Raw genomic sequence first — 20,359 nt, forward strand, 5'->3', positions numbered from 1 at the left:
GGCCTTTGATAGGTGCCTCGCTTTGTGCCAATCTTGCCGACAGGAGATGGCATTCCTCCTTCAACCGCCCCTGGGGCTGATGATGCCTACGCATGAACCTGGAAAGGCGCGTAGGCGCTCGCCTGCCGCCTGTCCGAATCGCTCCTACAAGGACAGGACTATGTGGAAATCCATTCTCGCCATCGCCCTCGGCGCCGCCCTGGGGGCGTTGCTGCGCTGGTTCCTCGGGCTAAAGCTGAACAGCCTGCTGCCCAGCATTCCCCCCGGCACGCTGCTGGCCAACCTGGTCGGCGGCTATGTCATCGGCGCGGCGATTGCCTATTTCGCCCAGGCGCCGGGCATCGCTCCGGAATGGCGGCTACTTATCATCACCGGGTTCTGCGGCGGCCTGACCACTTTCTCCACCTTTTCCGCCGAGGTCGTCAGCCTGCTTCAGGAGGGCCGCCTGGGCTGGGCCGCCGGGGCCATCGCGACGCACGTCAGCGGCTCGTTGCTGATGACTCTGCTGGGGTTGTTCTCGATGAACTGGATGCTGGGCAAATAGCGCAGCGGGAGGACCGACCATGCAAGGCTATCAACTGACCTTCATCACCCAGCAGGGGCGCTGCCACCAGGGCCAGCCGATCTGCGACTGGCTGCTGCAAGAGGCGCGCCGCCTGGGCGTGCGCGGTGCCACCGCGTTGGCTGCCAGCGAAGGCTTCGGCCAGAGCGGCCGGCTGCATTCGATGCATTTCTTCGAGCTGGCCGACCAGCCGCAGGAAATCCTCATGGCGGTCGATCCCGAGCAGGCAGAACGGCTGTTCGAGTCGATCCGCCAGGCCGGCGTGCGGCTGTTCTACATGAAGGTGCCCATCGAGTTCGGCGTGCTGGGAGCGGACGAACCGTCTCCCTGAACGCGGTTTTCGTCGGCGCCGCCGTTGCGCTGTCCTCGCTTCTCCGGTCGGTAGAGCATCAGGCGGTACAGGCCGAGGCAGATCAGCCAGTCGAACAGCATCGTCCACAGGTTGTGCGAGAGGAAGTGCGCACCTTGCAGCATGCGCGACAGCGACAGCAGGCAGCCCATGGCGAAGGCGAAGGCCAGGGCGTAGCGCGCCAGCCTGGGCTTGCGGTCGCGCAGGGCGAAGAACAGCGCGAACAGGACGAATCCGGACGATGCGTGCCCGCCCGGCCAGCAGCGTCCGGGGTGCTCGGTCGGCGGCCGCGGGCTGAGCAGCGAACTGTAGGTTTCCTCGCCGCCGAACTGCGCCAGGCTCCAGGGGCACTGCACGGCGGTGAGCGCCTTGAGCGGAGTGACTATGCTGGCTGCAAGGCTCATGGCGAGGAACGCATAGGCCAGCGGCCTGCTCAGTGCGCGCCATGGCCGGTGGAACAGTCCGGCGATGGAGACCAGCAGGCCGAGGACGCTGATGGCGATCACCAGTTGCTTGACCCGGTCGTGCAGGATGTTCTCCAGGAACCAGCTGTGCCGGCCGATGAAGCCGGCGCCCGGCTCGTACATCAGGTTGGCCAGGGCGAGGTCGAGGGTCACCGGCTCGAAGGCCAGCAGCAGTGCCGCCAGGCCCAGCGGCAGGGCGAGGAACAGCCAGGGGTTGAACGGACGGGAAGGGGAATGGACGGCGGCCTGGGTCATGCGATCTCCAACGCTGGCGTTGACGTTCTCTTGACTTCGACGCTGGTTAAATCCACCGCCGGGGTTCGTGCGCATCCGCAAAGCCGCTATGATCGGCGGCCATGGAAGACGCCATGCAGTCTCTGGTGGCGAGCGTAGAGCCGGTGTGAATCGCCGGTGAAGAATCCGTAAATGCGCGAGAGGCGCTCGATCGGTCTTCCTGCGAAGGAGTGGGACATGCGAATACTGGTGGTCGAAGACAACCGCGACATCCTGGCCAACCTGGCCGATTACCTGTCGCTCAAGGGCTATACCGTGGATTGCGCGCAGGACGGGCTGTCCGGCCTGCACCTGGCGGCCACCGAGCACTACGATCTGATCGTGCTCGACGTGATGCTGCCGGGAATCGACGGCTATGCCCTGTGCCGGCGCCTGCGCGAAGACGCACGGCGCGACACCCCGGTGATCATGCTCACCGCCCGCGACCAGTTGGACGACCGCCTGCAGGGGTTTCGTTCCGGCGCCGACGATTACCTGGTCAAGCCCTTCGCCCTTTCCGAACTTTCCGCACGCATCGAGGCGGTGCTGCGTCGCGCCCAGGGTGGCGGCCGCCGCGAGCTGAGCGTGGCCGATCTGAGCTATGACCTGGACACCCTGGAGGTCAAGCGCGCGGGCAAGTCGCTCAAGCTCAACCCGATCGGCCTCAAGCTGCTCGCCGTGCTGATGCAGAAGAGCCCCCATGTGGTGCGCCGGGATGCCCTGGAAGAAGCGGTCTGGGGCGACGACTGCCCGGACAGCGACAGCCTGCGCAGCCACGTCCATCAACTCCGTCAGGTGATCGACAAGCCATTCTCCGTGGCCTTGCTGCATACGGTGCATGGCGTTGGCTACCGCCTGGCGGAGGAGCCGAATGGAGTATAAGCAGAGCCTCGCCCGCCGGATCGTCATCGCCTTCATGTTGATGACGGTCGCTGTGGGAGGACTGTTCTCCGCCGGCATCGTCGGCGTGGTCCACATCATCGAGGAGCGCCTGATTTCCCGCGACCTGGGCGGCGAACTGGAGCGCATCCTGCGCGACGACCTGGCCCAGGGACGCAACCCGGTGCTCGATCCCGGCATGCGCTTCTTCATCAGCGACGGCCAGGGCTCCTACGCCATGCCGCCGGCGCTGGACCAACTGGATGTCGGTTTCCACGAAGTGTTCGAGGGCGACTTGTCGTTCCATGCGCTGGTGCGCGATATCGATGGTCGCCGTTTCGTCCTGCTGCAGGACCAGAGCGATTTCGAAGCGCGCGAGCAGGTGCTCTACGCCTCGGTGCTGACCGGCTACGTGCTGAGCATCGCCCTGGCCGGCCTGCTTGGCTGGATGCTCGCGCGCAAGGTGATGGAGCCGGTGGTGCGCCTGGCGCGCCAGGTGCGGCATCGCGAACAGTTACTCGGTCTGGCGCCGCCGTTGGCGCCGGACTACGCCAACGACGAGGTCGGCGAGCTGGCCGCTTCCTTCGACGAGACCCTTGGCCGCCTGCGCGACGCGCTCAAGCGCGAGCAATTGTTCACCAGCGACGTCAGTCATGAGTTGCGTACGCCGTTGATGGTCATCGCCACCTCGTGCGAACTGCTGGCCGAAGAACCCAGCCTCGGCCCGCGCGCCCGTGGCCAACTGGAGCGGATGACCAAGGCCACCGAGGAGATGCGCGACCTGGTGCAAACCTTCCTGTTGCTGGCGCGTGCGCAGAAGGGCGAGGAAAGCCTGGCGCCCCACGGTAGCCTGGAGAGCATCGCCGACGACCTGGTCCAGGTCTGGCGCGAACAGGTCGAGGCGCGAGGACTGACCCTGCACTACCGCAACGAAGGTGCCTGCGCCGGCCAGTTCAACGCGCCACTGCTGCGCGCGGTGATGGGCAACCTGTTACGCAACGCGACCCACTACACCGATGCCGGGAGCATCACGCTGACCCTCGACGAGCATGGTTTCAGCGTCGAGGACACCGGGGCGGGCGTCCCGGAAGAACAACGCGAACGCATCTTCATGCCCTTCGTTCGCGGCAGTTCCAGCTCCGGGCGCGGCGAAGGCCTTGGCCTCGGGCTCTCGCTGGTGAAGCGGATCTGCGCGGCCGAGGGCTGGAGCGTAACCCTCAGCGCGGTGGAGCCGCACGGCTGCCGGTTCGAAGTTTTACTCGATGTTGCTTGACGAAAAATTCACCACCCCTTGACCCGAGCTTGACGGCTGGATTCATACCGTTCGTCTCATGAATCCTGGAGTTCCCGTCATGAACAATCCGCCTGTCGACCTCGACTTTTCTCACAAGTATGATCGCGAGCATGCTGAGGCCTACCTGAAGAAGCATCAGGACGGCCTCGCCCGGAAACTTTCCCACCGGCGCGACGTCCAACTCGCCCGGCACGCGCTGAAGCTCGCAGGGCAGCCCAACCTGGTGCTCGACCTGCCCTGCGGCGCCGGACGCTTCTGGCCGCTGCTGGCGGAAAAGGACAACCGGGTGATCATCGGCGCCGACAATTCCGCGGACATGCTGGCGGTCGCCTGCGCCGGCCAGCCGGACGGTGTGGTGAAACGGGTACGGCCCTTGCAGACTTCCGCTTTCGCCATCGACCTGCCGGACAGCTCGGTGGACAATATCTTCTGCATGCGGCTGCTCCACCACATCGGCGAGGCGGATGATCGACGCGTCCTGCTCCGCGAGTTTCACCGGGTCACGCGGGACAGCGTGATTCTTTCCCTCTGGGTCGATGGCAATTTCAAGGCCTGGAAGCGTAGGCGCATGGAGGCACGGCGGGTAGCGAACGGGGAACAGACCGGCTACCAGAACCGCTTCGTGTTACCAGCCGAAACGGTCGAGCGCGAGTTCCGCGACGCCGGCTTCGTCGTCCAGAAGCATCTCGATTTCATCCCGCTGTATCACATGTGGCGGGTCTATATCTTGCGAAAGGAATAACGATGGCTCCCGATCTGGCATCCCTGCAACGTATCTCCGGCGACTCCGCCATCGACCAGTGGTTGCAGGTACCCGGCAGCTGGGTCGAGGAGCCCAACGAGCGGCGCGGCGGGGCCAGCGGCGTGCAGCGGGTGTACACCGGCGATGGACGGCTGCTCTATCGCAAGCAGCAGACCGGCCACGTCTACCGCGACTGGCAGCGCCCTTTCGGCTATCCCACCGCCATGCGCGAGCGCGATGCGCTACGGGCCTTCGAGTCGCTTGGTATTCGCGTGCCGCGCCTGGTCTATTCCGGCTGCCGCAAAGTCGACGGACAGTGGCAGGCGCTACTGGTGACCGAAGCCCTGGAGGGTTTCTCCAGCCTCGACGAGTGCTATGCGCGCGGTGACCAGGACCGCTGGGGCGAAGCGAAGCACCAAAGAATTCTGCAACAAATCGGCGCTACCATTGCCCGGATGAATCTCGCCCACTGGCAGCACGGTTGTCTCTATCCGAAGCACATCTTCGTCCGCGTCGAGGGCGAGGCCATCGAAGTAGCGCTGATCGACCTGGAGAAGAGCCGCCGCCGCCTTACGGTGAACAAGGCGTCCCAGCACGACCTGAAGCAGTTGAAGCGCCGTTCGTCGTGGACTGGCGCGCAGTGGCAAGCCTTCATCTATGGTTACCAGACGGCGTTTGGCAGCGCCATCAAAGGGTTGCAGACATGAAACTAGAAATCACTCGAGGTTTGTTGCTGGTCGGCGCTCTCGCCGTGGCTACAGCCGCGGCTGCCGCCTGGCACGAACCCGCGCCGAACGTGGTGCAGATGAGCGGCGGTCATGAGTACTGCCCGACGCCTTCGGCGCTCAAGGCCGAGCGGCCGACGCGCCAGGAGGTCCAGCCGAACAAGGACATCCTGCTGCTGATGTTCGGTCTTTCCCAGGGGGGAGCCAGCCTGTCGCGCTGAGTCTCCTTGTCGAAAAAGCCCCGCCTTGGCGGGGCTTTTTCATGGGCGATGAGATCGTCGGAGGCATGGGCCGAATAAGGACCAGGCCTCATGCGCCACCTTGCCGCAGCGCGCCAGGCTTGCTCTAGGCGACCTGGAACACGTGCTTGAGGTAGTGGATGAAGTCAGGGTCCCGGCATTGCGCCTTGCCGGGCGTATCGGAGATCTTCGCCACCGGATGGCCGTTGCAGGCGCTCATCTTCACCACGATGTTCATCGGCTCGACGCCCGGCAGGTCGCAGGTGAAATGCGTGCCTATGCCGAAGCTGACGTTGATCCGGCCCTGCAACGCGCGATAGATCTTCAGGGCCCGCGGCAGGTCGAGGCCGTCGGAGAACACCAGGGTCTTGGTCAGCGGGTCGATGCCCAGCTTGAGGTAGTGGGCGATGGTCTTTTCCGCCCACAGCAACGGGTCGCCCGAGTCGTGGCGGAGGCCGTCGAAGAGCTTGGCGAAATAGAGGTCGAAGTCGCGCAGGAAGGCATCGGTGGTGATGCAGTCGGTCAGCGCGATGCCGAGCAGCCCACGGTATTCGCGGACCCAGCAGTCCAACGCGGCACTCTGGCTGTCGATCAGGCGCGGACCGAGCTGCTGGTGGGCCATCAGCCATTCGTGGGCCATGGTGCCGAGGGGCTTGAGGTCGAGCTTGCGTGCCAGGTGGACGTTGCTGGTGCCGACGAAGCAGCCCGGAAAGTCCTCCTTCAGACCGCTCACCACCGCCNGGGGCTTGAGGTCGAGCTTGCGTGCCAGGTGGACGTTGCTGGTGCCGACGAAGCAGCCCGGAAAGTCCTCCTTCAGACCGCTCACCACCGCCTCGTGGACCCGATAGGAGAAGCGGCGGCGGGTACCGAAGTCGGCCATCTTGAAGCCGGCCAGTTCCTCGGCGCTGGCCTCCCGGCGCAGCCAATCGAACTTTTCCTGCAGGCGTTCGCGCGCCTGCTCGACGGTGGCGGCCGGGTAGCGGGCGCGGTTGCGCACCTCGCTGATCATCGCCAGCAGCGGCACTTCGAAGAGGATCACGTGCAGCCAGGGGCCTTTCAGGCGCAGGAAGAATTCGTCGTTCTCGATGCCGGTCTGCACGTAGCGCGGGTTGAAGCGGAACAACCCGAGGAAGCGGATGAAGTCCGGCGCGAGGAAGGGAATCCGTTCGAGGAAGGCCAGTTGCTCGTCGCTGATCGCCAGGCCCGCCAGGTATTCCAGTTGTTCGCGGATGGCCGGCAGGTACAGGCGCAGGTCTTCCTGGTTGCGGCAGCGGAACTCCCACTCCACCTCGGCGTTGGGATAGTTGTGCAGCACCGCCTGCATCATGGTCAGCTTGTAGAAGTCGGTATCCAGCAGGTTCTGCACGATACGTTCGGAAAAAGCGCTCTCGGCCATGCTCGTCTCACCACTGCGTTTCAGCGGGCAGTCTACTGGAGGCGGCTGCCGGCGGACATAGGATCGCGCCCGGAGGGCTGTGGGATGGGGCGACAGCACCGGCGGACAGCGCTGTTGTCGCTATCCGCCGTTTCCGATCAGTGTGCGTTTGCCGCTTGCGTCACGCCTGGCGGAGCATCCGGCCTGGCCACCAGGGTGTAGATGCACGGCAGGACGAACAGGGTGAACAGGGTGCCCACCGACATGCCGGTAGCGATCACGATGCCGATGTCGAAGCGACTGACCGCCCCGGCGCCGGTGGCGAGGATCAGCGGGATCACCCCGAGCACCATCGCCGCGGTGGTCATCAGTACTGGCCGCAGGCGGATCGCGGCGGCCTGCTCGATGGCCTCGCGACGCTCCAGCCCCTGTTCGTGGCGCAACTGGTTGGCGAACTCGACGATCAGGATGCCGTGTTTGCTGATCAGGCCGATCAGTGTCACCAGGCCGACCTGGGTATAGATGTTCAGGCTCGACACGCCGAGGAACAGCGGTATCAGCGCACCGCAGATCGACAGCGGCACGGTGACCATGATCACCAGCGGATCGCGGAAGCTTTCGAACTGTGCGGCGAGGACCAGGAAGATGATCGCCAGGGCCAGTCCGAAGGTGACCAGCAATGCGCTGCCTTCCTGCACGTATTGCCGGGAAGCGCCGGCGTAGTCGACGGCGAAGCCGCGCGGGGCTTCCTCGCGGGCGATCTGCTGAACTGTCTCGATGGCCTCGCCCATGCTGACGATGGGGAAGCCGGAGATGATCGCCGAGTTGAGCTGCTGGAACTGGTTCAGTTGCCGCGGCCGTGCCCGTTCGTGGGTCTCGATCAGGGTCGAGAGGGCGACCAGTTGGCCGTTGCGGCTCTTCACGTAGTAGCTGCCGAGCCAGCCGGGATTGTCGCGATAGGGGCGTTCGACCTGGGCGATGACCTTGTAGCTGCGCCCGTCGATGGTGAAGCGGTTGATCTCGCCCTCGCCGAGCAGGCTGGCCAGCGCCACCCCCAGGTCCTGCATGGAGACGCCCATCTGCGCGGCCTTCTCGCGGTCGATGTCGACCACCAGCTCGGGTTTGTCGAACGCCAGGTCGAGATCGAGGAAGGCGAACTTGCCGGACTCGCTGGCGCGCTGCTTCACCCGTTGCGCCACTTGCAGCAGCGACTCGTAGTCGTTGGCGGTGTTGAGCACGAACTGGAATGGCAGGCCCTCGCCGGTGCCCGGTAGCGACGGCAGGTTGAAGGCGAAGATCTGCACGCCGGGAATCTCGTTGAGCTTCGCCTGCACCGCATGGAGCAATTCCATCTGGCTCTTTTCGCGTTCGTCCCAGGGCTTGAGCAGCATGCCGCCGATGCCGGCCTGGACGCCGTTGTAGCCGTTGATCTGGAACGCCGAGTAATACTCCGGGAAGCTGCGGAAGATGCCTTCGAACTCGGCGGTGTAGCGATTCAGGTAGTCGAGGTTGGCGGTTTGCGGCGAGTTGGTCATGAGGAACACGATGCCCTGGTCCTCTTCCGGCGCCAGCTCCTTCTTGGTGAACATCAGCAGCACCGGGATCAGCGCCAGTACCAGCACGGCGAACACCAGGACCACCGGACGGGTGTCCAGGGTGCCGTGGAGGGCGCGCTGGTAGCGTCGCTTCAGGCCCTCGAAGATCAGGTCGAGGCGATGTGCCAGGCCCGAGGGATTCTCCTCGTGGCGCAACAGGCGCGAGCACATCATCGGCGACAGGGTCAGGGCGACGATCCCGGAAATGATCACCGCGCCGGCCAGGGTGAAGGCGAACTCCTTGAACAGGGCGCCGGTGAGGCCGGTGAGGAAGCCGATCGGCGCGTAGACCGCGGCGAGGGTGATGGTCATGCTGACCACCGGTACAGCGATCTCCCGCGCGCCCTCCAGGGCAGCCTCGAAGGGCGGCTTGCCCTCCTCGATGTGGCGGTGGATGTTTTCCACCACCACGATTGCGTCGTCCACCACCAGGCCGATGGCCAGGACCATCGCCAGCAGGGTCAGCAGGTTGATCGAGTAGCCCATGGCCTGCATGAAGAACAATACGCCGATCATCGACAGCGGAATGGTCACCACCGGGATCAGTACCGAACGGAACGCGCCGAGGAACAGGAACACCACCACGATGACGATCAGCACCGCCTCGCCGAGGGTCTTCACCACTTCATCGATGGAGGCCTGAATGAAGCGCGTGGCGTCGTAGGCGATGGACACCTTGAGGTTGGGCGGCAATTGCTCTTCCAGTTCGGGCATCTTCGCCCGCACTTCCTTGATCACGTCCAGCGGGTTGGCGCTGGGCGTGCCCTTGATGCCGATGTAGACCGAGGGAATCCCATTGAACGAACTGATCGCGTCGTAGCTGGCGGCGCCCAGTTCGACCCGTGCGACATCACCCATCAGCACCCGGCGGTCGCCGTCGGTCTTCACCGGGATGGCGGCGAAGGCCTGGGGCGACTTGAGGTCGGTGGAAGCATTGACGCTGGTGACCACCAACTGGCCCTTCACCTCGCCGGCGGCGGCGAGGAAGTTGTACTGCTGCACCGCCTGGTTGATCTCGCCGGCGGTGACGCCGAACGCGGCCATCTTCACCGGGTCCAGCCACAGGCGCATGGCGAACACCTGGTTGCCGAGGATCTCCGCCTCGGCGATACCGGGCAGGGTCGCCAGCTTGGGCTGGATCACCCGCGACAGGTAGTCGGTGATCTGCGGGTTGTTCATCTGCTCGCTGTAGAAGCTGATGTACATCAGCGCCGAGGCGTCCGCGGCCTCCTTCTGCAGCACCGGGTCCTCGGCGTCCGGCGGCAGTTGGCTCTTCACTTCGTTGGACTTGGCCAGCAGCTCGGTGACCAGGCGATCGGTATTGGCGCCGATCCGCGCGTAGATGGAGATGGTCGAATAGTTCTGCCGGCTCACCGAGGTCATGTAGTCGATGCCTTCGGCGCTGGCCAGGCTCTGCTGCAGCGGTTGGGTGATGTAGCCCTGGATGGTCTCCGCGTTGGCTCCGGCGTAGAGCGTGGTCACCGTGATCAGCGCGTTCTCCATTTGCGGATACTCGCGGATCACCAGCTTGCTGAAGGCCTGCATGCCGAGCAGGACGATCAGCAGGCTGACCACGCTCGCCAGGACCGGACGACGGATGAACGGATCGGTAAAAGCCATGTTTCAGTCCCTTGGCAAGCCTTCCGCCTTGGAGCGGGAAGGCGCGCGACTCAGTGCTCTTGCTGGAGGTCCCGCTCGGCGACGATGGCCACCGCGGCGCCGTTGTCGAGCTTCAGTTGCCCGGAAGTCACTACCTGCTCGCCGCCCTCCAGGCCTTCGAGCACCACCGCCAGGCCTTCGCGGCGTTCGCCGATCCTGACGAAGCGGCGCTCGACGACCCGTTGCGGCTGGCCCTTGTCATCCTTCGACACCTGGCCCTGCTCGTCCTTCTTCTGCCCGACGACGTAGATCGAGTCGCCGTAGAGGGTGAAGGTGATCGCCGTCTCCGGCACCACGACGCGTTGTTCCTCGCCAGGCAACATCACCTCGAGGTTGGCGAACATGCCCGGCAGCAGCTTGCCGTCCGGGTTCTCCAGGGCGGCGCGGACCTGCAGGTTGCGGGTCTCGTTGTCGACCTTGGGGTTGATGGCGGCGATCTCGGCGTCGAACACCTGGCCGGGGTAGGCGGCGACCCGGACCTTCACCAACTGGCCGCGGCTGAGCAGGGGGAAGTCCTGCTCGGGCAGGTGGAAATCCAGGAGCAGGGTGGAAAGGTCCTGCAAGGTGGCGATCGGCGTCCCGGGCGAGACGTAGTCGCCGACGTCCACCTGGCGGATGCCGATGGTCCCGGCGAAGGGCGCGAGCACGCGCTTCTTCGCCAGCGCCGCCTTCAGCTCGGCGACGGTGGCGCTGGTCTTGGCCCACTGCGCGGCGAGACGGTCGAATTCGCTTTTCGAGATGGCCTTGCTGCCGATCAGTTCGCGGCCGCGCTGGTACTCGGCCCTGGCCAGGCCGAGATCGGCCTCGGCAGTGCGCAGGGTGGCTTCCTCGACGTCGCTTTCCAGCTGGATCAGCGGTTGGTCCAGCTTCACCTGGTCGCCGGAAAGGAACAGTACGTCGCGTACCGTGCCGGAGACTTCGGCGGTGAGGGTCACGCCCTGGAATGCCTTGAGGCTGCCGATGGCTGGCAGGCGGCTCTGCCAGGGACGCTTTTCGGCCAGGCTGGCGGTCACGCTGATCGGCGGTTTCGGTGCGCTGAAAAGGGCGATCTGCTGACGGATGGAGTAGACCTTGTAGCCGGCGAGAATCGCCACCACGGCGATCACCGCGGCGAGCATGATCAACATGCGGCGGAGCAACATAATCCTGGTCCCTGGTATGCCGAGAGCGCCCCGTTTCGGGGCGAATCCGACACATTACGTGCAGCTTTCAAGGCTTGTCAAAGCACAGGATTGGCGAAAGATTTCAAGCGTGTTGCAGGTCGCTTCCGACTTTCGCGGACCGGTATGGCGAGAGGTTGATGCCGCGCTCTCAGGCCAGGTGCAAGTGGTTGTCCCAGAGGCCGGCAGGCAGCTCCAGCGGTTGCGCGGCAATGCGCTCGCCCTGGCAGTCGTAGAAGCGGCAACGGCCCTGTCCGGACGTGACGACGAAGCCGTTCTTCACCGCGCCCACGCCGGCGCAGTCCGGCAACGGCGCGTCGAGGCGTACGGCACCGCTGTCCAGGTCCCAGATGAAGAAACGGTTGCCGCGCGGGGCGGTCAGGGCCACCAGGCGCAGGTCGTCGTGGATCGCCACGCTGGCGGTGTACTGGGCCATCGCCAGGCGCTGCTCCTCGGCCACCGGGAAGGCTTCGAAGGGACAGCCGGGGCGCTTGATCGCCAGCAGGTCGGCATGTTCGTGGGCATCGCCCATGAACTGCTGGCCGGCGACGATGGTGCCGTCGCGACCGATCGCCAGGTGGCGGACGCTGTTCATCTGCTGCGCCAGGGTTTCCTTGGACAGCAGGTTGCCGTCGCGGCGCATCAGCACCAGGCTGGGCTCCATGGCGTCGAGGTTCATCTCGACCCGGCTTTCCGCCTCGGTGCGAATGCCGCCGTTGGCCACTACCAGGGTCTCGCCGTCGGGCATCCAGGAAACCTGGTGCGGCCCGAGGCCGTGAGTAGATATCTCGCCGCTGTGCTGCAGTCGCTCGCCGTCGAAACGGTAGACGCCGAGCACGCCGCGACCGGGATCGGTAGTGTCGTTCTCGGTGGCGTAGAGCCATTCGCCGCTCTGGTGGAACACGCCGTGGCCGTAGAAGTGGCGGTCTTTCTGCGAGACCAGGGTCTGCAGCAGGCGACCGTCGTTCAGGTCGATCAGGTAGCTTTCGGTGCCTGGCCGGCGGGCGACGAACAGCGCCAGCGGCAGGCTCGGGTGCTGGACGATGTCGTGGCAGCGCTGGGCCACGCGGGTGGCGAACTGGCACTTGCCGTCCAGGCGGTAGCCCACCGCGTAATGCTGGCCATCGGCGTCGTCGCGCGCCGACAGCACCAGCGGTTGGCTACCCTGGCGGCTGAAGCTCCAGCCGCCGAAGGACAAGGCGCCGAGCAGCAGGCTGCCCAGGCCGATCACATGACGTCGCAGCATGGTGCCGACCTCAGTCGCCATCGTTGGCGTTGAAGCCCAGTTGCACGCCGAGGGCGCGGGCCAGGTCGCCTTCGTGCAGGCGGTGGACCACGTTCAGGCTGTCATAGAGGGCGTTGAGCTGGTTGCGCCCGTCTTCGCTGGCGAGCAGTTCGGAGAGCGGTTTCTGTTCCAGCGCCGCCAGCTTCGCGTGGCTGTCGGCGTAGGCGGCGTCGATCTTGCCGGCCAGGGCCTTCTGTTCGGCCGGCAGCAGGGTCTTCAGGCCCTTGCCGTCGATACCTTCCCAGAGCGCCTGGGCGCCGCTCAGGCTGGCGTCCAGGCTGGCCAGCGAGGCGTTGCTGCGCCAGGCCTCGGCCTGGTAGGGCTGGGGAATGCCCTTGCTCTGCCGGCCCAGCGGAGTACCGAGTTTCTTCTTCAGCATGTCCAGGGCGGTGACCTGGACCCGCAGCAGCTCGGCGATCGCCTCGTGGGCGTCGGCGTAGCGGTCGTTGGGGAACTTGCTCATCTGGGTGAGCATGCCGCCGTCGTTTTTCCAGCGCGCCAGGATGTCCTGGGCCAGTTGCTGCTGGTGGGTGCCGATGGCTTCCAGCAACGGGCAATAGCGGGCCTTGGTGGCGGCGTCGGCGAGGTCGATCTTGCTGTCGAAGAGGATGTATTCGTAGGCGGAGAGCCCCTGCACCACCACGCTGGCCTTGGCCAGGGCCGTGGCGTCGACCTGCGGGTTGTTCTTCAGCAACTGTTCGACCTGGCGCCCGACCAGATCCTTCTTGTCCGGCCAGAACTGCACCTGCCAGGCGCGGTTGCCCTCGGCCAGCGGGCCGATCAGCAGCGGTTGCAGCTCGGCCCAGGCCTTCTGCGCGGCGTGGAACGCGTCGCGGGCCTTGGCCAGGTCTTCCTTGCCCTGGCAGTAGGCCAGGGCGCTGCTGGCCAGGGCCTGGTCGGCCTCCACCCAGCGACTGTAGGTCGGCAGGATCACCTGTTGCGCCAGGGCGGCACTGGTGACGGCCTGCGGGTCTTGCGGCGAACAGGCGCCGAGGGCGATGGCGAGGCTGGTCAAGAGCAGTCGTGGGCGGAACATGTGGGCTCCTCAGAGTGAATTCAGGAAGGCCAGCAGGGCGCTGCGCTGGTCGGCGTCGAAGCCGAGCACGTGCCGCTTGGCCGCTTCGGCTTCGCCGCCGTGCCAGAGGATCGCCTCCAGCAGATTGCGGGCGCGCCCGTCGTGGAGGAACTGGGTGTGGCCGTTGACCGTTTCGGTCAGGCCGATGCCCCATAGCGGCGGGGTTCGCCAGTCCCGCCCGCTGGCGAGAAATTCCGGGCGATTGTCCGCCAAGCCGTCGCCCATGTCATGCAGCAACAGGTCGGAATAGGGACGAATCCGTTGGTTGGCCAGCTCCGGCTCGCTGGCGTCGGAACCGGTAGTGAAGGCGGGAACGTGGCAGGCCACGCAGTTGGCCTGGGCGAACAGACGCTTGCCGGCCAGCACCTGCGGGTCGTCCACCTTGCGCCGCGCCGGGACCGCCAGGTTGCGGCTGTAGAACAGCACCTGGGCGAAGATGTTGTCGCTGACTTCCGGCTCGCCGCCGTCGGGCGCCCGGCGGCACTCGACCTGGGCGGCGCTGCAGTCGTCGTGGGGCAGCAGGCTGCTGGTCAGGCCCATGTCGTTGGCGAAGGCGTGCGCGTTCTGCTGCGGGATATCCGGCTGGCCGGCCTTCCAGCCGAAGCGGCCGAGCGCGGTGCGCTGCCGTGCGGCATCCCAGACCTGGTTGGCGCGCCCGCGGATACCGTCGCCGTTGCGGTCGTCCGGATCGGCATTGGCCAGGATCGCCTCTTCGGGAATCGCCTCGAGCAGGCCGAGGCCGATCATCGGCGGGGCGACGCGGGCGGAAAACATCGTCTGCGGATGCATCGGCCCATAGCCGAGCTGGCTGATACGCAGGATCGGCTTGCGCAGTTCGACCTCGGTGCCGTCCTCGAACCTCACCTTCAGTGGCTCGTAGTCCACCCGCACCTTGCCTTCCGGGGCGACGCCGGGAATGCCGACGTCCTGCAACTGGCCGCCGTAGGTCGGCTCGGGAATCACCCCCTGGTGCAACAGGGTCTTGCCGTCCGCAGGGCCGGCCGGGATCGACAGGCGTACCAGCATCGACACCGCGCTGACCGCGTCCGCTCCCGGCGGGTGGCCGCGACCGTCCTTCACATGGCAGTTCTGGCAGGCGTTGGTATTGAACAGCGGCCCCAGACCGTCGCGCGCGGTGGTGGAGGAAGGGGCGATGACCCAGGGGTTGCGGAAGAAACTGTTGCCCACGCTGAAGTCCAGGCGCCGGCTCGGGGCGAGGTTGGCGGAGGGTAGAGAGAAGGCGTTGCGGTCGCTTTGCAGCACCGTGGTCGCGCCCCCGGACAGGTGTTCGCCGGGCTCGGCGCGCAGCGGTTCGTCGTCGGCGCCGCATCCGCCCAGAAGGAGCGCCGTCAGGAGACAGGCGAGCGGCATGGAAGGTGACGGCAACGACATCGGCGAACATCCCGGACTGCGTAGAAACAGCCCGCAAGCTTACCAGTTGGAGCTAATCAAAATAAGAGGGATTTGCGTTTGTAAAGGCCCGTGAAGTCCGCTTTCGAGGCCCTGAAACGCAGCGTGCGGCCATGGGCCGCACGCTGTTGGCGCAGGAAGGAATCAGAACTCGTGGTCGGCGTTGTCCGGCTTCAGGTCCTGGATACCCAGCTTGCCCGCGGCCTGCTCGATGGCGCCGGTCTGCTTGACCAGGGCGGCGATGGCGTCGCGGATCTTCTGCTGGCCGTCCTTGTTGTCCGGAGCGATCATCTGGTCGAAGTGCACGCCATCCTTCTCGGCGCTGTCGACGATGGCCTGCAGCTTGGCCTCGGTGTCGGCCAGGTCGGCCTTCAGGGTGTCGTTGGCGGCGGCGTCGGCCTTGGCGACCAGGTCGGCCAGGCTCGGGCCCTTGACCACGCTGCCGTCGATGCGCTTGTACTCGCCGAGGTAGATGTTGCGGATGCTCTTGCCGTTGAAGAACAGGGTGTGGTGGGTGTCGTCGCTGAAGCAGTCGTGCTCGTCTTCGGTGGAGTTGGCCTCCAGCGCGACCTTCATGCGCTCGCCGGCCAGTTCGCCGAGGGACAGGCTGCCCATGCCGAAGAACATCTTGCGCAGGCCGGTATCCACCGGTTCGGCCTCCAGCTTGGCGCGGTAGTTGTCGGCGACGCCGGCTTTCCACTGTCCGGCCATGTATTCGAGGTCGCTGACCAGCAGGTCGGTGACGGCCTTCAGGTAGGCGGCGCGACGGTCGCAATGGCCGCCGGTGCAGTCCTTGCCCTGGGCATAGTCGGTGGCCGGACGATTGCCGGCGCCGGGACCGGTGCCGTTCAGGTCCTGGCCCCAGAGGAGGAACTCGATGGCGTGGTAGCCGGTGGCGACGTTGGCTTCGGAACCGCCCAGCTCGTTCAGGCTGGCCAGTTTCTCGCCGGTGATTTCCTTGACGTCGATCTTGTCTTCGCCGACCTGGATCTCGGTGTTGGCGACGATGTTGGCGGTGGCGCCGGGGTTGCCCAGGGCGTGCTGGTAGTCCTTGGCGACATAGTCGATCAGGCCTTCGTCCAGCGGCCAGGCGTTAACCTGTCCTTCCCAGTCGTCGATGATCGCGTTGCCGAAGCGGAAGGCTTCGCTCTGGGAGTAAGGGGTACGAGCGGCGAACCAGGCTTCCTTGGCGGCTTTCAGGGTCTCCGCGTCAGGCTTGGCGAGGAACGCGTCGATGGCTTTCTGCAGGTCCTTGGCGGTGCTCAGGGCATCGGCGAAGGTGGCTTCGGCGAGGTCCGCGTAGTTCTTGATCACTGCCTTGGCGGCGGCCTCGTCGACCTTGGCGGCCGGGGCGGCGGCGGGCGCGGCGGGCTGCGTGCTGGCCGCCGGTGTTGCGGGCGCTTCGGCTTTCTTGTCGTCGCCGCAGCCGGCGAGGGAGATGGCGAGGGCCAGCAGACTGGCGGTGGCCAGGGGCATACGAGTCATGGCGGATTCCTTTGCTTTATTGGTGGCGTGCCGAAGCGGCGTGCGCTTGTCGGAAACACCCGCGAGGGCGTTAAAAAACCGCCACATAATGCGAAAGATTTGCATTTTTGAAAAGGGCGCAGCGTGATCGCTGTCGTGCCTGGACATGTCGGGCGCAGCTAGAATGCCAGTATCTTCGTCCGGAGCTCCGTCCATGAGTCTGACCGCTATCGCTTTCTGGGTTGTCCTGCTGCTGCTCGCCGGCTACGCGGTGGTGCTCTACAACGGCCTGGTACGGCTGAAGCACGCCGTGGGCAAGGCCTGGGCCAACATCGACGTGCTCCTCAAGCAGCGCCATGACGAGCTGCCGAAGCTGGTCGAGGCCTGCAAGCAATACATGCAGCACGAGCGCGCCACCCTGGAGCGGGTCATCGCCGCCCGCAACGCCGTCGCCAGCGCCCGCGAGCGCGCCGACGTGAATGCCCTGGGCAAGGCCGAGAGCGGCCTGCGCGCCGGCCTGGGGCAGCTCTTCGCGCTGGCCGAGAACTACCCGCAGCTCAAGGCCAACGAAAGTTTCCAGTTCCTTTCCCAGCGCATCAGCGGCCTGGAGAACGGGATCGCCGATCGCCGCGAGCTGTACAACGAGGCGGTGAACCTGAACAACGTGCGCATCGAGCAATTTCCCGACCTGCTGATCGCTCGTGTCGCTGGCTTCAAGGCCGCCGAGCTGTTGCAGTTCAGCGAGGCGGAGAAGGTCGACGTCGATCTCAAGGCCCTGTTCGGCTGAGATGGACTTCGACCTGCGCTGGCTGTTCATCGCCGCCAGCCTGGGGCTCTGCGCCTGGGCCGGCTGGCAGTTCGTGCACCGCCTTGCCCGGGCGCGTCTGCTCGGCGACGTACCGACCTCGCGGATCCGTTCGGCGGCGCAGGGTTTCGTCGAACTCTACGGGGTGCTCGAGGAGGGCCCGGAAGGCCCGCTGCAGGCTCCCTTGACTGGCAAGCCGTGCCTGTGGTGGCGCTACCGCATCGAAGTCGAGGAAAAGCGCAGCGGCCGCGAGAAGGCCTGGCGCACCGTCGACAAAGGTGCCAGCGAGTCGCCATTCGGCTTGCGCGATGCCACCGATGCCTGCCTGGTCGACCCACGCGGCGCCGAGGTGCGACCCTTGACCCAGCAGCGCTGGGAGGCTTTTCGCGAAGCACCGATCGATACCCTGCGACTGCTGGAGAGCTTCGGCACCCTGGTCGGCGGAGAGCGGCTCTACCGCTACACCGAGGAGCGCCTGCATGCCGGCGAGCCGCTCTATGCGCTGGGCGAATTCCGCAGCAGCGGTGGCGGTCGCCAGGGACTCGATGCCGAACGGGAGCAGGGTGCGGTGATCCGTGAATGGAAGGGCGATTTCCACGGCCTGCTGGCGCGCTTCGACAGCGACGGCAACGGCGAGCTGGACGAGCGCGAATGGAACCGGGTGCGCCTGGCGGCACGGCTGGAGGCCGAGGATCGGCATCGGGCAAGCAGCGCCGCGCCGACCCGCCACCGGCTCGGCAAGCCGGGGGAGGCGCATCCCTTCATTCTCTCCAGCCAGGGCGAGGACGATCTCGCCGTGCAACTGCGCCGCCAGGCGGCGGGGGCCGCGTTGCTCTGCCTGGGCAGCGCGCTATTGGCGGGCTGGCTGTTCAGCCGCCTGTTCTGATCAGGGCCGTTCGCTGCTGGTGGCCTGGCTCAGGCGTCGCGCCTGCTTGAGGTACTGGGTCAGTTCCCTGGCCGGCAGCGGCTTGCTGTACAGGTAGCCCTGACCTTCGTTGCAACCTTCGGCGATGATGTACGCCTCCTGCTCGGCGGTTTCCACGCCCTCGGCAATCACCTGCATGCCCAGGCTCTTGCCGAGCTGGATGATGGCGCGAACGATGGTCGCGTCGTCCTCGTCCTGCAGCAGGTCCTGGACGAAACTCTTGTCGATCTTGATCTTGTCCAGCGGCAGGCTCTTCAGGTAGCTCAGCGAGGAATAGCCGGTGCCGAAATCGTCGATGGCGATCAGCGCGCCGGCGCGGCGCAGGCTGAGGAGGTGCTGGGCGGCAGTGGAGATGTCCTCCATCAGGCCGGTCTCGGTGACTTCCAGCTCCAGGCTGCGCGCCGGCAGGCGGTAGACCTGCAGCAGGTTGCTGACCACCCGTGGCAGGGCGTTGTGGTGGAGCTGCACGGTGGAAAGATTGACCGCCATGCGCAGGTCGTCGAAGCCCTGGTCGTGCCATTCGCGCAACTGCCGGCAGGCCTGGTCGAGCACCCACTCGCCGATGCTGAAGATGCTGCCGTTCTGTTCCGCCAGCGGGATGAACAGGTCCGGCGGGACGAAGCCGTGCAACGGATGTTGCCAGCGCAGCAGTGCCTCGACGCCGACCACGCGGTGGTCGCGGTAGTCCACCTGCGGCTGGTAGACGAGGTGCAGCTCGTGGCGCTGCAGGGCGTCGCGCAGGTCCTTTTCCAGTTCCCGGCGGCGACGCATTTCGCTGTCCACGCTGGCGATGTAGAACTGGTAGCGGTTGCGCGAGCGGGTCTTGGCCAGGGTCATGGTCTGCTCGGCCTTCTGCAGCAGTTTCTCCGTGGTCTCGCCGTCCTCGGGGAACAGGGTGATACCGATGGTGGCGCGCAGGCGCACCTCGTGCTGGTCGATCTCGAACGGCGCTTCCAGGCCGTCGAGGATGCTCTGCGCCAGTTCGGCCGCCTCGTAGGGTTGCTCGATGTCGGCCTGGACCAGGGCGAACTGGTCGCCGCCCAGGCGCGCCAGCGAACCGAGCCGCGCGCTGTGCCCGCGCAGGCGGTCGGCGAGGGCGATCAGCAGCTGGTCGCCGAGCTGGTAGGTGTACTGCTCGTTGATCCCCTTGAAATCGTCGAGGCCCAGGCACAGCACTGCCACCCGGCGCTGCTGGCGGCCGGCGCCGTCGAGGATCTGGTCGAGTTGCTGTTGCAGCAACTGGCGGTTCGGCAGGCCGGTGAGGAAGTCGTACTGGGAAATGCGCAGCAGGTTGTCTTCGGCCTCGCGACGCAGGTGGCTGTTGCTTTCGATCGAGGCGAGCAACTGGTTGGCGGTGGTCACCCAGAGCCCCAGCTCGTTGCGTTCGTGCCCCTTGAGCAGCGGCAACTGGTGCTGGCTGGGGCGGTCGGGATTGATGCTGACCAGGTGTTCGATGATCTTCGACAGCGGCTTGGTCAGCATCCAGTGGTAGACCAGGAACAGCACCAGGCCCATGGCCAGGGCGCGGAGAATGCCGGAGATGAAGATGATTTCCGAAGTGGTGACGAAGTTCTCGCCGTAGGGCGCGGTGTCCAGGGTGATCTTCAGGTCGCCGTAGTATTCGCTATAGGGCGGGCGGCCGATCAGTCGAATGCTGAAGGTGCGTTCCTGGCCGAGGATCGGGTCGGTCAGCCAGCGCGTCGGCAGGTCCAGCAGCGGCCTGGATTTCTCCGCCAGCATCGGCTCGCCGGGATGGCCGATGCTCGCCTGGCGCACCGCCTCGTGCTGGAACAGGCCTTCGAGGACCTGCATCGCCATTTCCCGGTCGAGGCTGTAGACCGCCTGGGTGGAAGGGTCGCGGACCATCGCGAGGATGCGTTGGGCGTCGCTGCTCACCGCCTGCTTGGCCTTGTAGGCGTCGAAGACGATCTGCGCGCAACTGAGCACTACGCCAACGGCCAGCGCCGCCAGTAGCACGACACGCAGCAGCTTGAGCGAGAGGCTGTGTCGGGAGTCCAGTTTCAAGGGGCCTTCCTTGTTCGTCGCCAGGGCGAAAGACAAGCCGGTAGGAAGAGCTTG

18 protein-coding genes and 1 riboswitch are annotated in these 20,359 nt (G+C 65.8%); of the genes, 9 read left to right on the top strand and 9 right to left on the bottom strand.

Annotated features, from left to right (window positions below):
* Positions 1 to 33: 33 nt before the first annotated feature.
* Positions 34 to 96: riboswitch (Fluoride riboswitch) on the top strand.
* 64 nt (positions 97 to 160) lie between these two features.
* A complete protein-coding gene (gene crcB / locus LT948_RS19225; RefSeq protein WP_003094051.1) occupies positions 161 to 544 on the top strand; it encodes a fluoride efflux transporter CrcB in 384 nt (127 codons plus the stop codon).
* Positions 545 to 563: 19 nt separating this feature from the next.
* Positions 564 to 893 (top strand): DUF190 domain-containing protein, encoded by a 330-nt coding sequence (locus LT948_RS19230; protein ID WP_003094048.1) that lies wholly within the window; start codon positions 564 to 566, stop codon positions 891 to 893.
* Here the strand turns inward: LT948_RS19230 and LT948_RS19235 are convergent.
* Positions 836 to 1,630 (bottom strand): phosphatase PAP2 family protein, encoded by a 795-nt coding sequence (locus LT948_RS19235; RefSeq protein WP_023126540.1) that lies wholly within the window; start codon positions 1,628 to 1,630, stop codon positions 836 to 838. The two genes, LT948_RS19230 and LT948_RS19235, sit on opposite strands and share 58 nt — an antisense overlap.
* A gap of 216 nt (positions 1,631 to 1,846) precedes the next feature.
* Between LT948_RS19235 and LT948_RS19240 the strand changes: the two genes are divergently transcribed.
* The 5 genes from LT948_RS19240 (at position 1,847) to LT948_RS19260 (ending at position 5,509) form a co-directional block, all read left to right on the top strand.
* Positions 1,847 to 2,530, top strand: coding sequence for a response regulator transcription factor (locus LT948_RS19240; RefSeq protein ID WP_003094039.1), 684 nt, complete (start codon positions 1,847 to 1,849; stop codon positions 2,528 to 2,530).
* Complete coding sequence (locus LT948_RS19245; protein WP_003094037.1) at positions 2,520 to 3,800, top strand: sensor histidine kinase; 1,281 nt, start codon at positions 2,520 to 2,522, stop codon at positions 3,798 to 3,800. The genes LT948_RS19240 and LT948_RS19245 overlap by 11 nt, the downstream gene beginning before the upstream one ends.
* A gap of 79 nt (positions 3,801 to 3,879) precedes the next feature.
* Positions 3,880 to 4,563, top strand: coding sequence for a class I SAM-dependent methyltransferase (locus LT948_RS19250; protein WP_003094031.1), 684 nt, complete (start codon positions 3,880 to 3,882; stop codon positions 4,561 to 4,563).
* Between the two features lie 2 nt (positions 4,564 to 4,565).
* Complete coding sequence (locus LT948_RS19255) at positions 4,566 to 5,270, top strand: lipopolysaccharide kinase InaA family protein (protein WP_003094029.1); 705 nt, start codon at positions 4,566 to 4,568, stop codon at positions 5,268 to 5,270.
* A complete protein-coding gene (locus tag LT948_RS19260) occupies positions 5,267 to 5,509 on the top strand; it encodes a hypothetical protein (RefSeq protein WP_003102660.1) in 243 nt (80 codons plus the stop codon). Before LT948_RS19255 ends, LT948_RS19260 begins: the two co-directional genes overlap by 4 nt.
* Positions 5,510 to 5,633: 124 nt before the next feature.
* Here LT948_RS19260 and pncB read toward each other — a convergent pair whose 3' ends face one another.
* The 7 genes from pncB to LT948_RS19295 form a co-directional block, all read right to left on the bottom strand.
* Positions 5,634 to 6,923: a nicotinate phosphoribosyltransferase gene (gene pncB / locus LT948_RS19265; protein ID WP_232197111.1), complete on the bottom strand. Its 1,290-nt coding sequence runs from the start codon at positions 6,921 to 6,923 to the stop codon at positions 5,634 to 5,636.
* A gap of 137 nt (positions 6,924 to 7,060) precedes the next feature.
* Positions 7,061 to 10,117 (bottom strand): multidrug efflux RND transporter permease subunit MexW, encoded by a 3,057-nt coding sequence (gene mexW, locus LT948_RS19270; RefSeq protein ID WP_003110732.1) that lies wholly within the window; start codon positions 10,115 to 10,117, stop codon positions 7,061 to 7,063.
* Between the two features lie 50 nt (positions 10,118 to 10,167).
* Positions 10,168 to 11,298 carry a multidrug efflux RND transporter periplasmic adaptor subunit MexV gene (gene mexV, locus LT948_RS19275; protein WP_003102651.1) on the bottom strand — a complete coding sequence of 377 codons (1,131 nt, stop codon included), beginning with the start codon at positions 11,296 to 11,298 and terminating at the stop codon, positions 10,168 to 10,170.
* A gap of 169 nt (positions 11,299 to 11,467) precedes the next feature.
* Positions 11,468 to 12,562 carry a DUF1513 domain-containing protein gene (locus tag LT948_RS19280; RefSeq protein ID WP_033956643.1) on the bottom strand — a complete coding sequence of 365 codons (1,095 nt, stop codon included), beginning with the start codon at positions 12,560 to 12,562 and terminating at the stop codon, positions 11,468 to 11,470.
* A 10-nt stretch (positions 12,563 to 12,572) separates the two neighbouring features.
* Complete coding sequence (locus LT948_RS19285) at positions 12,573 to 13,637, bottom strand: imelysin family protein (RefSeq protein WP_023100210.1); 1,065 nt, start codon at positions 13,635 to 13,637, stop codon at positions 12,573 to 12,575.
* Positions 13,638 to 13,646: 9 nt separating this feature from the next.
* Positions 13,647 to 15,068 carry a di-heme oxidoreductase family protein gene (locus LT948_RS19290; protein ID WP_003102642.1) on the bottom strand — a complete coding sequence of 474 codons (1,422 nt, stop codon included), beginning with the start codon at positions 15,066 to 15,068 and terminating at the stop codon, positions 13,647 to 13,649.
* Positions 15,069 to 15,230: 162 nt separating this feature from the next.
* The gene (locus tag LT948_RS19295; protein WP_003112765.1) at positions 15,231 to 16,571 is read right to left on the bottom strand and encodes an imelysin family protein; all 1,341 of its coding nucleotides are present in this window, start codon (positions 16,569 to 16,571) and stop codon (positions 15,231 to 15,233) included.
* A gap of 193 nt (positions 16,572 to 16,764) precedes the next feature.
* Between LT948_RS19295 and LT948_RS19300 the strand changes: the two genes are divergently transcribed.
* Positions 16,765 to 17,337: a LemA family protein gene (locus LT948_RS19300; protein WP_003134692.1), complete on the top strand. Its 573-nt coding sequence runs from the start codon at positions 16,765 to 16,767 to the stop codon at positions 17,335 to 17,337.
* Between the two features lies 1 nt (position 17,338).
* Positions 17,339 to 18,241 carry a GIDE domain-containing protein gene (locus LT948_RS19305; RefSeq protein WP_009315955.1) on the top strand — a complete coding sequence of 301 codons (903 nt, stop codon included), beginning with the start codon at positions 17,339 to 17,341 and terminating at the stop codon, positions 18,239 to 18,241.
* On the opposite strand, the gene bifA is transcribed toward LT948_RS19305, so the two are convergent.
* Positions 18,242 to 20,305, bottom strand: coding sequence for a cyclic-di-GMP phosphodiesterase BifA (bifA, locus tag LT948_RS19310; RefSeq protein WP_003094007.1), 2,064 nt, complete (start codon positions 20,303 to 20,305; stop codon positions 18,242 to 18,244).
* Positions 20,306 to 20,359 lie beyond the last annotated feature (54 nt).

The sequence above is a fragment of the Pseudomonas sp. CP-1 genome (assembly GCF_021213715.1).
GTDB classification, from domain to species: Bacteria; Pseudomonadota; Gammaproteobacteria; order Pseudomonadales; family Pseudomonadaceae; genus Pseudomonas; species Pseudomonas aeruginosa.

Excerpts from the sequence above, each read along its gene's own strand:
- crcB (WP_003094051.1), top strand. The coding sequence starts at position 161 with ATGTGGAAATCCATTCTCGCCATCGCCCTCGGCGCCGCCCTGGGGGCG.
- LT948_RS19230 (WP_003094048.1), top strand. The coding sequence starts at position 564 with ATGCAAGGCTATCAACTGACCTTCATCACCCAGCAGGGGCGCTGCCAC.
- LT948_RS19235 (WP_023126540.1), bottom strand. The coding sequence starts at position 1,630 with ATGACCCAGGCCGCCGTCCATTCCCCTTCCCGTCCGTTCAACCCCTGG.
- LT948_RS19240 (WP_003094039.1), top strand. The coding sequence starts at position 1,847 with ATGCGAATACTGGTGGTCGAAGACAACCGCGACATCCTGGCCAACCTG.
- LT948_RS19245 (WP_003094037.1), top strand. The coding sequence starts at position 2,520 with ATGGAGTATAAGCAGAGCCTCGCCCGCCGGATCGTCATCGCCTTCATG.
- LT948_RS19250 (WP_003094031.1), top strand. The coding sequence starts at position 3,880 with ATGAACAATCCGCCTGTCGACCTCGACTTTTCTCACAAGTATGATCGC.
- LT948_RS19255 (WP_003094029.1), top strand. The coding sequence starts at position 4,566 with ATGGCTCCCGATCTGGCATCCCTGCAACGTATCTCCGGCGACTCCGCC.
- LT948_RS19260 (WP_003102660.1), top strand. The coding sequence starts at position 5,267 with ATGAAACTAGAAATCACTCGAGGTTTGTTGCTGGTCGGCGCTCTCGCC.
- mexW (WP_003110732.1), bottom strand. The coding sequence starts at position 10,117 with ATGGCTTTTACCGATCCGTTCATCCGTCGTCCGGTCCTGGCGAGCGTG.
- mexV (WP_003102651.1), bottom strand. The coding sequence starts at position 11,298 with ATGTTGCTCCGCCGCATGTTGATCATGCTCGCCGCGGTGATCGCCGTG.
- LT948_RS19280 (WP_033956643.1), bottom strand. The coding sequence starts at position 12,562 with ATGCTGCGACGTCATGTGATCGGCCTGGGCAGCCTGCTGCTCGGCGCC.
- LT948_RS19285 (WP_023100210.1), bottom strand. The coding sequence starts at position 13,637 with ATGTTCCGCCCACGACTGCTCTTGACCAGCCTCGCCATCGCCCTCGGC.
- LT948_RS19290 (WP_003102642.1), bottom strand. The coding sequence starts at position 15,068 with ATGTCGTTGCCGTCACCTTCCATGCCGCTCGCCTGTCTCCTGACGGCG.
- LT948_RS19295 (WP_003112765.1), bottom strand. The coding sequence starts at position 16,571 with ATGACTCGTATGCCCCTGGCCACCGCCAGTCTGCTGGCCCTCGCCATC.
- LT948_RS19300 (WP_003134692.1), top strand. The coding sequence starts at position 16,765 with ATGAGTCTGACCGCTATCGCTTTCTGGGTTGTCCTGCTGCTGCTCGCC.
- LT948_RS19305 (WP_009315955.1), top strand. The coding sequence starts at position 17,339 with ATGGACTTCGACCTGCGCTGGCTGTTCATCGCCGCCAGCCTGGGGCTC.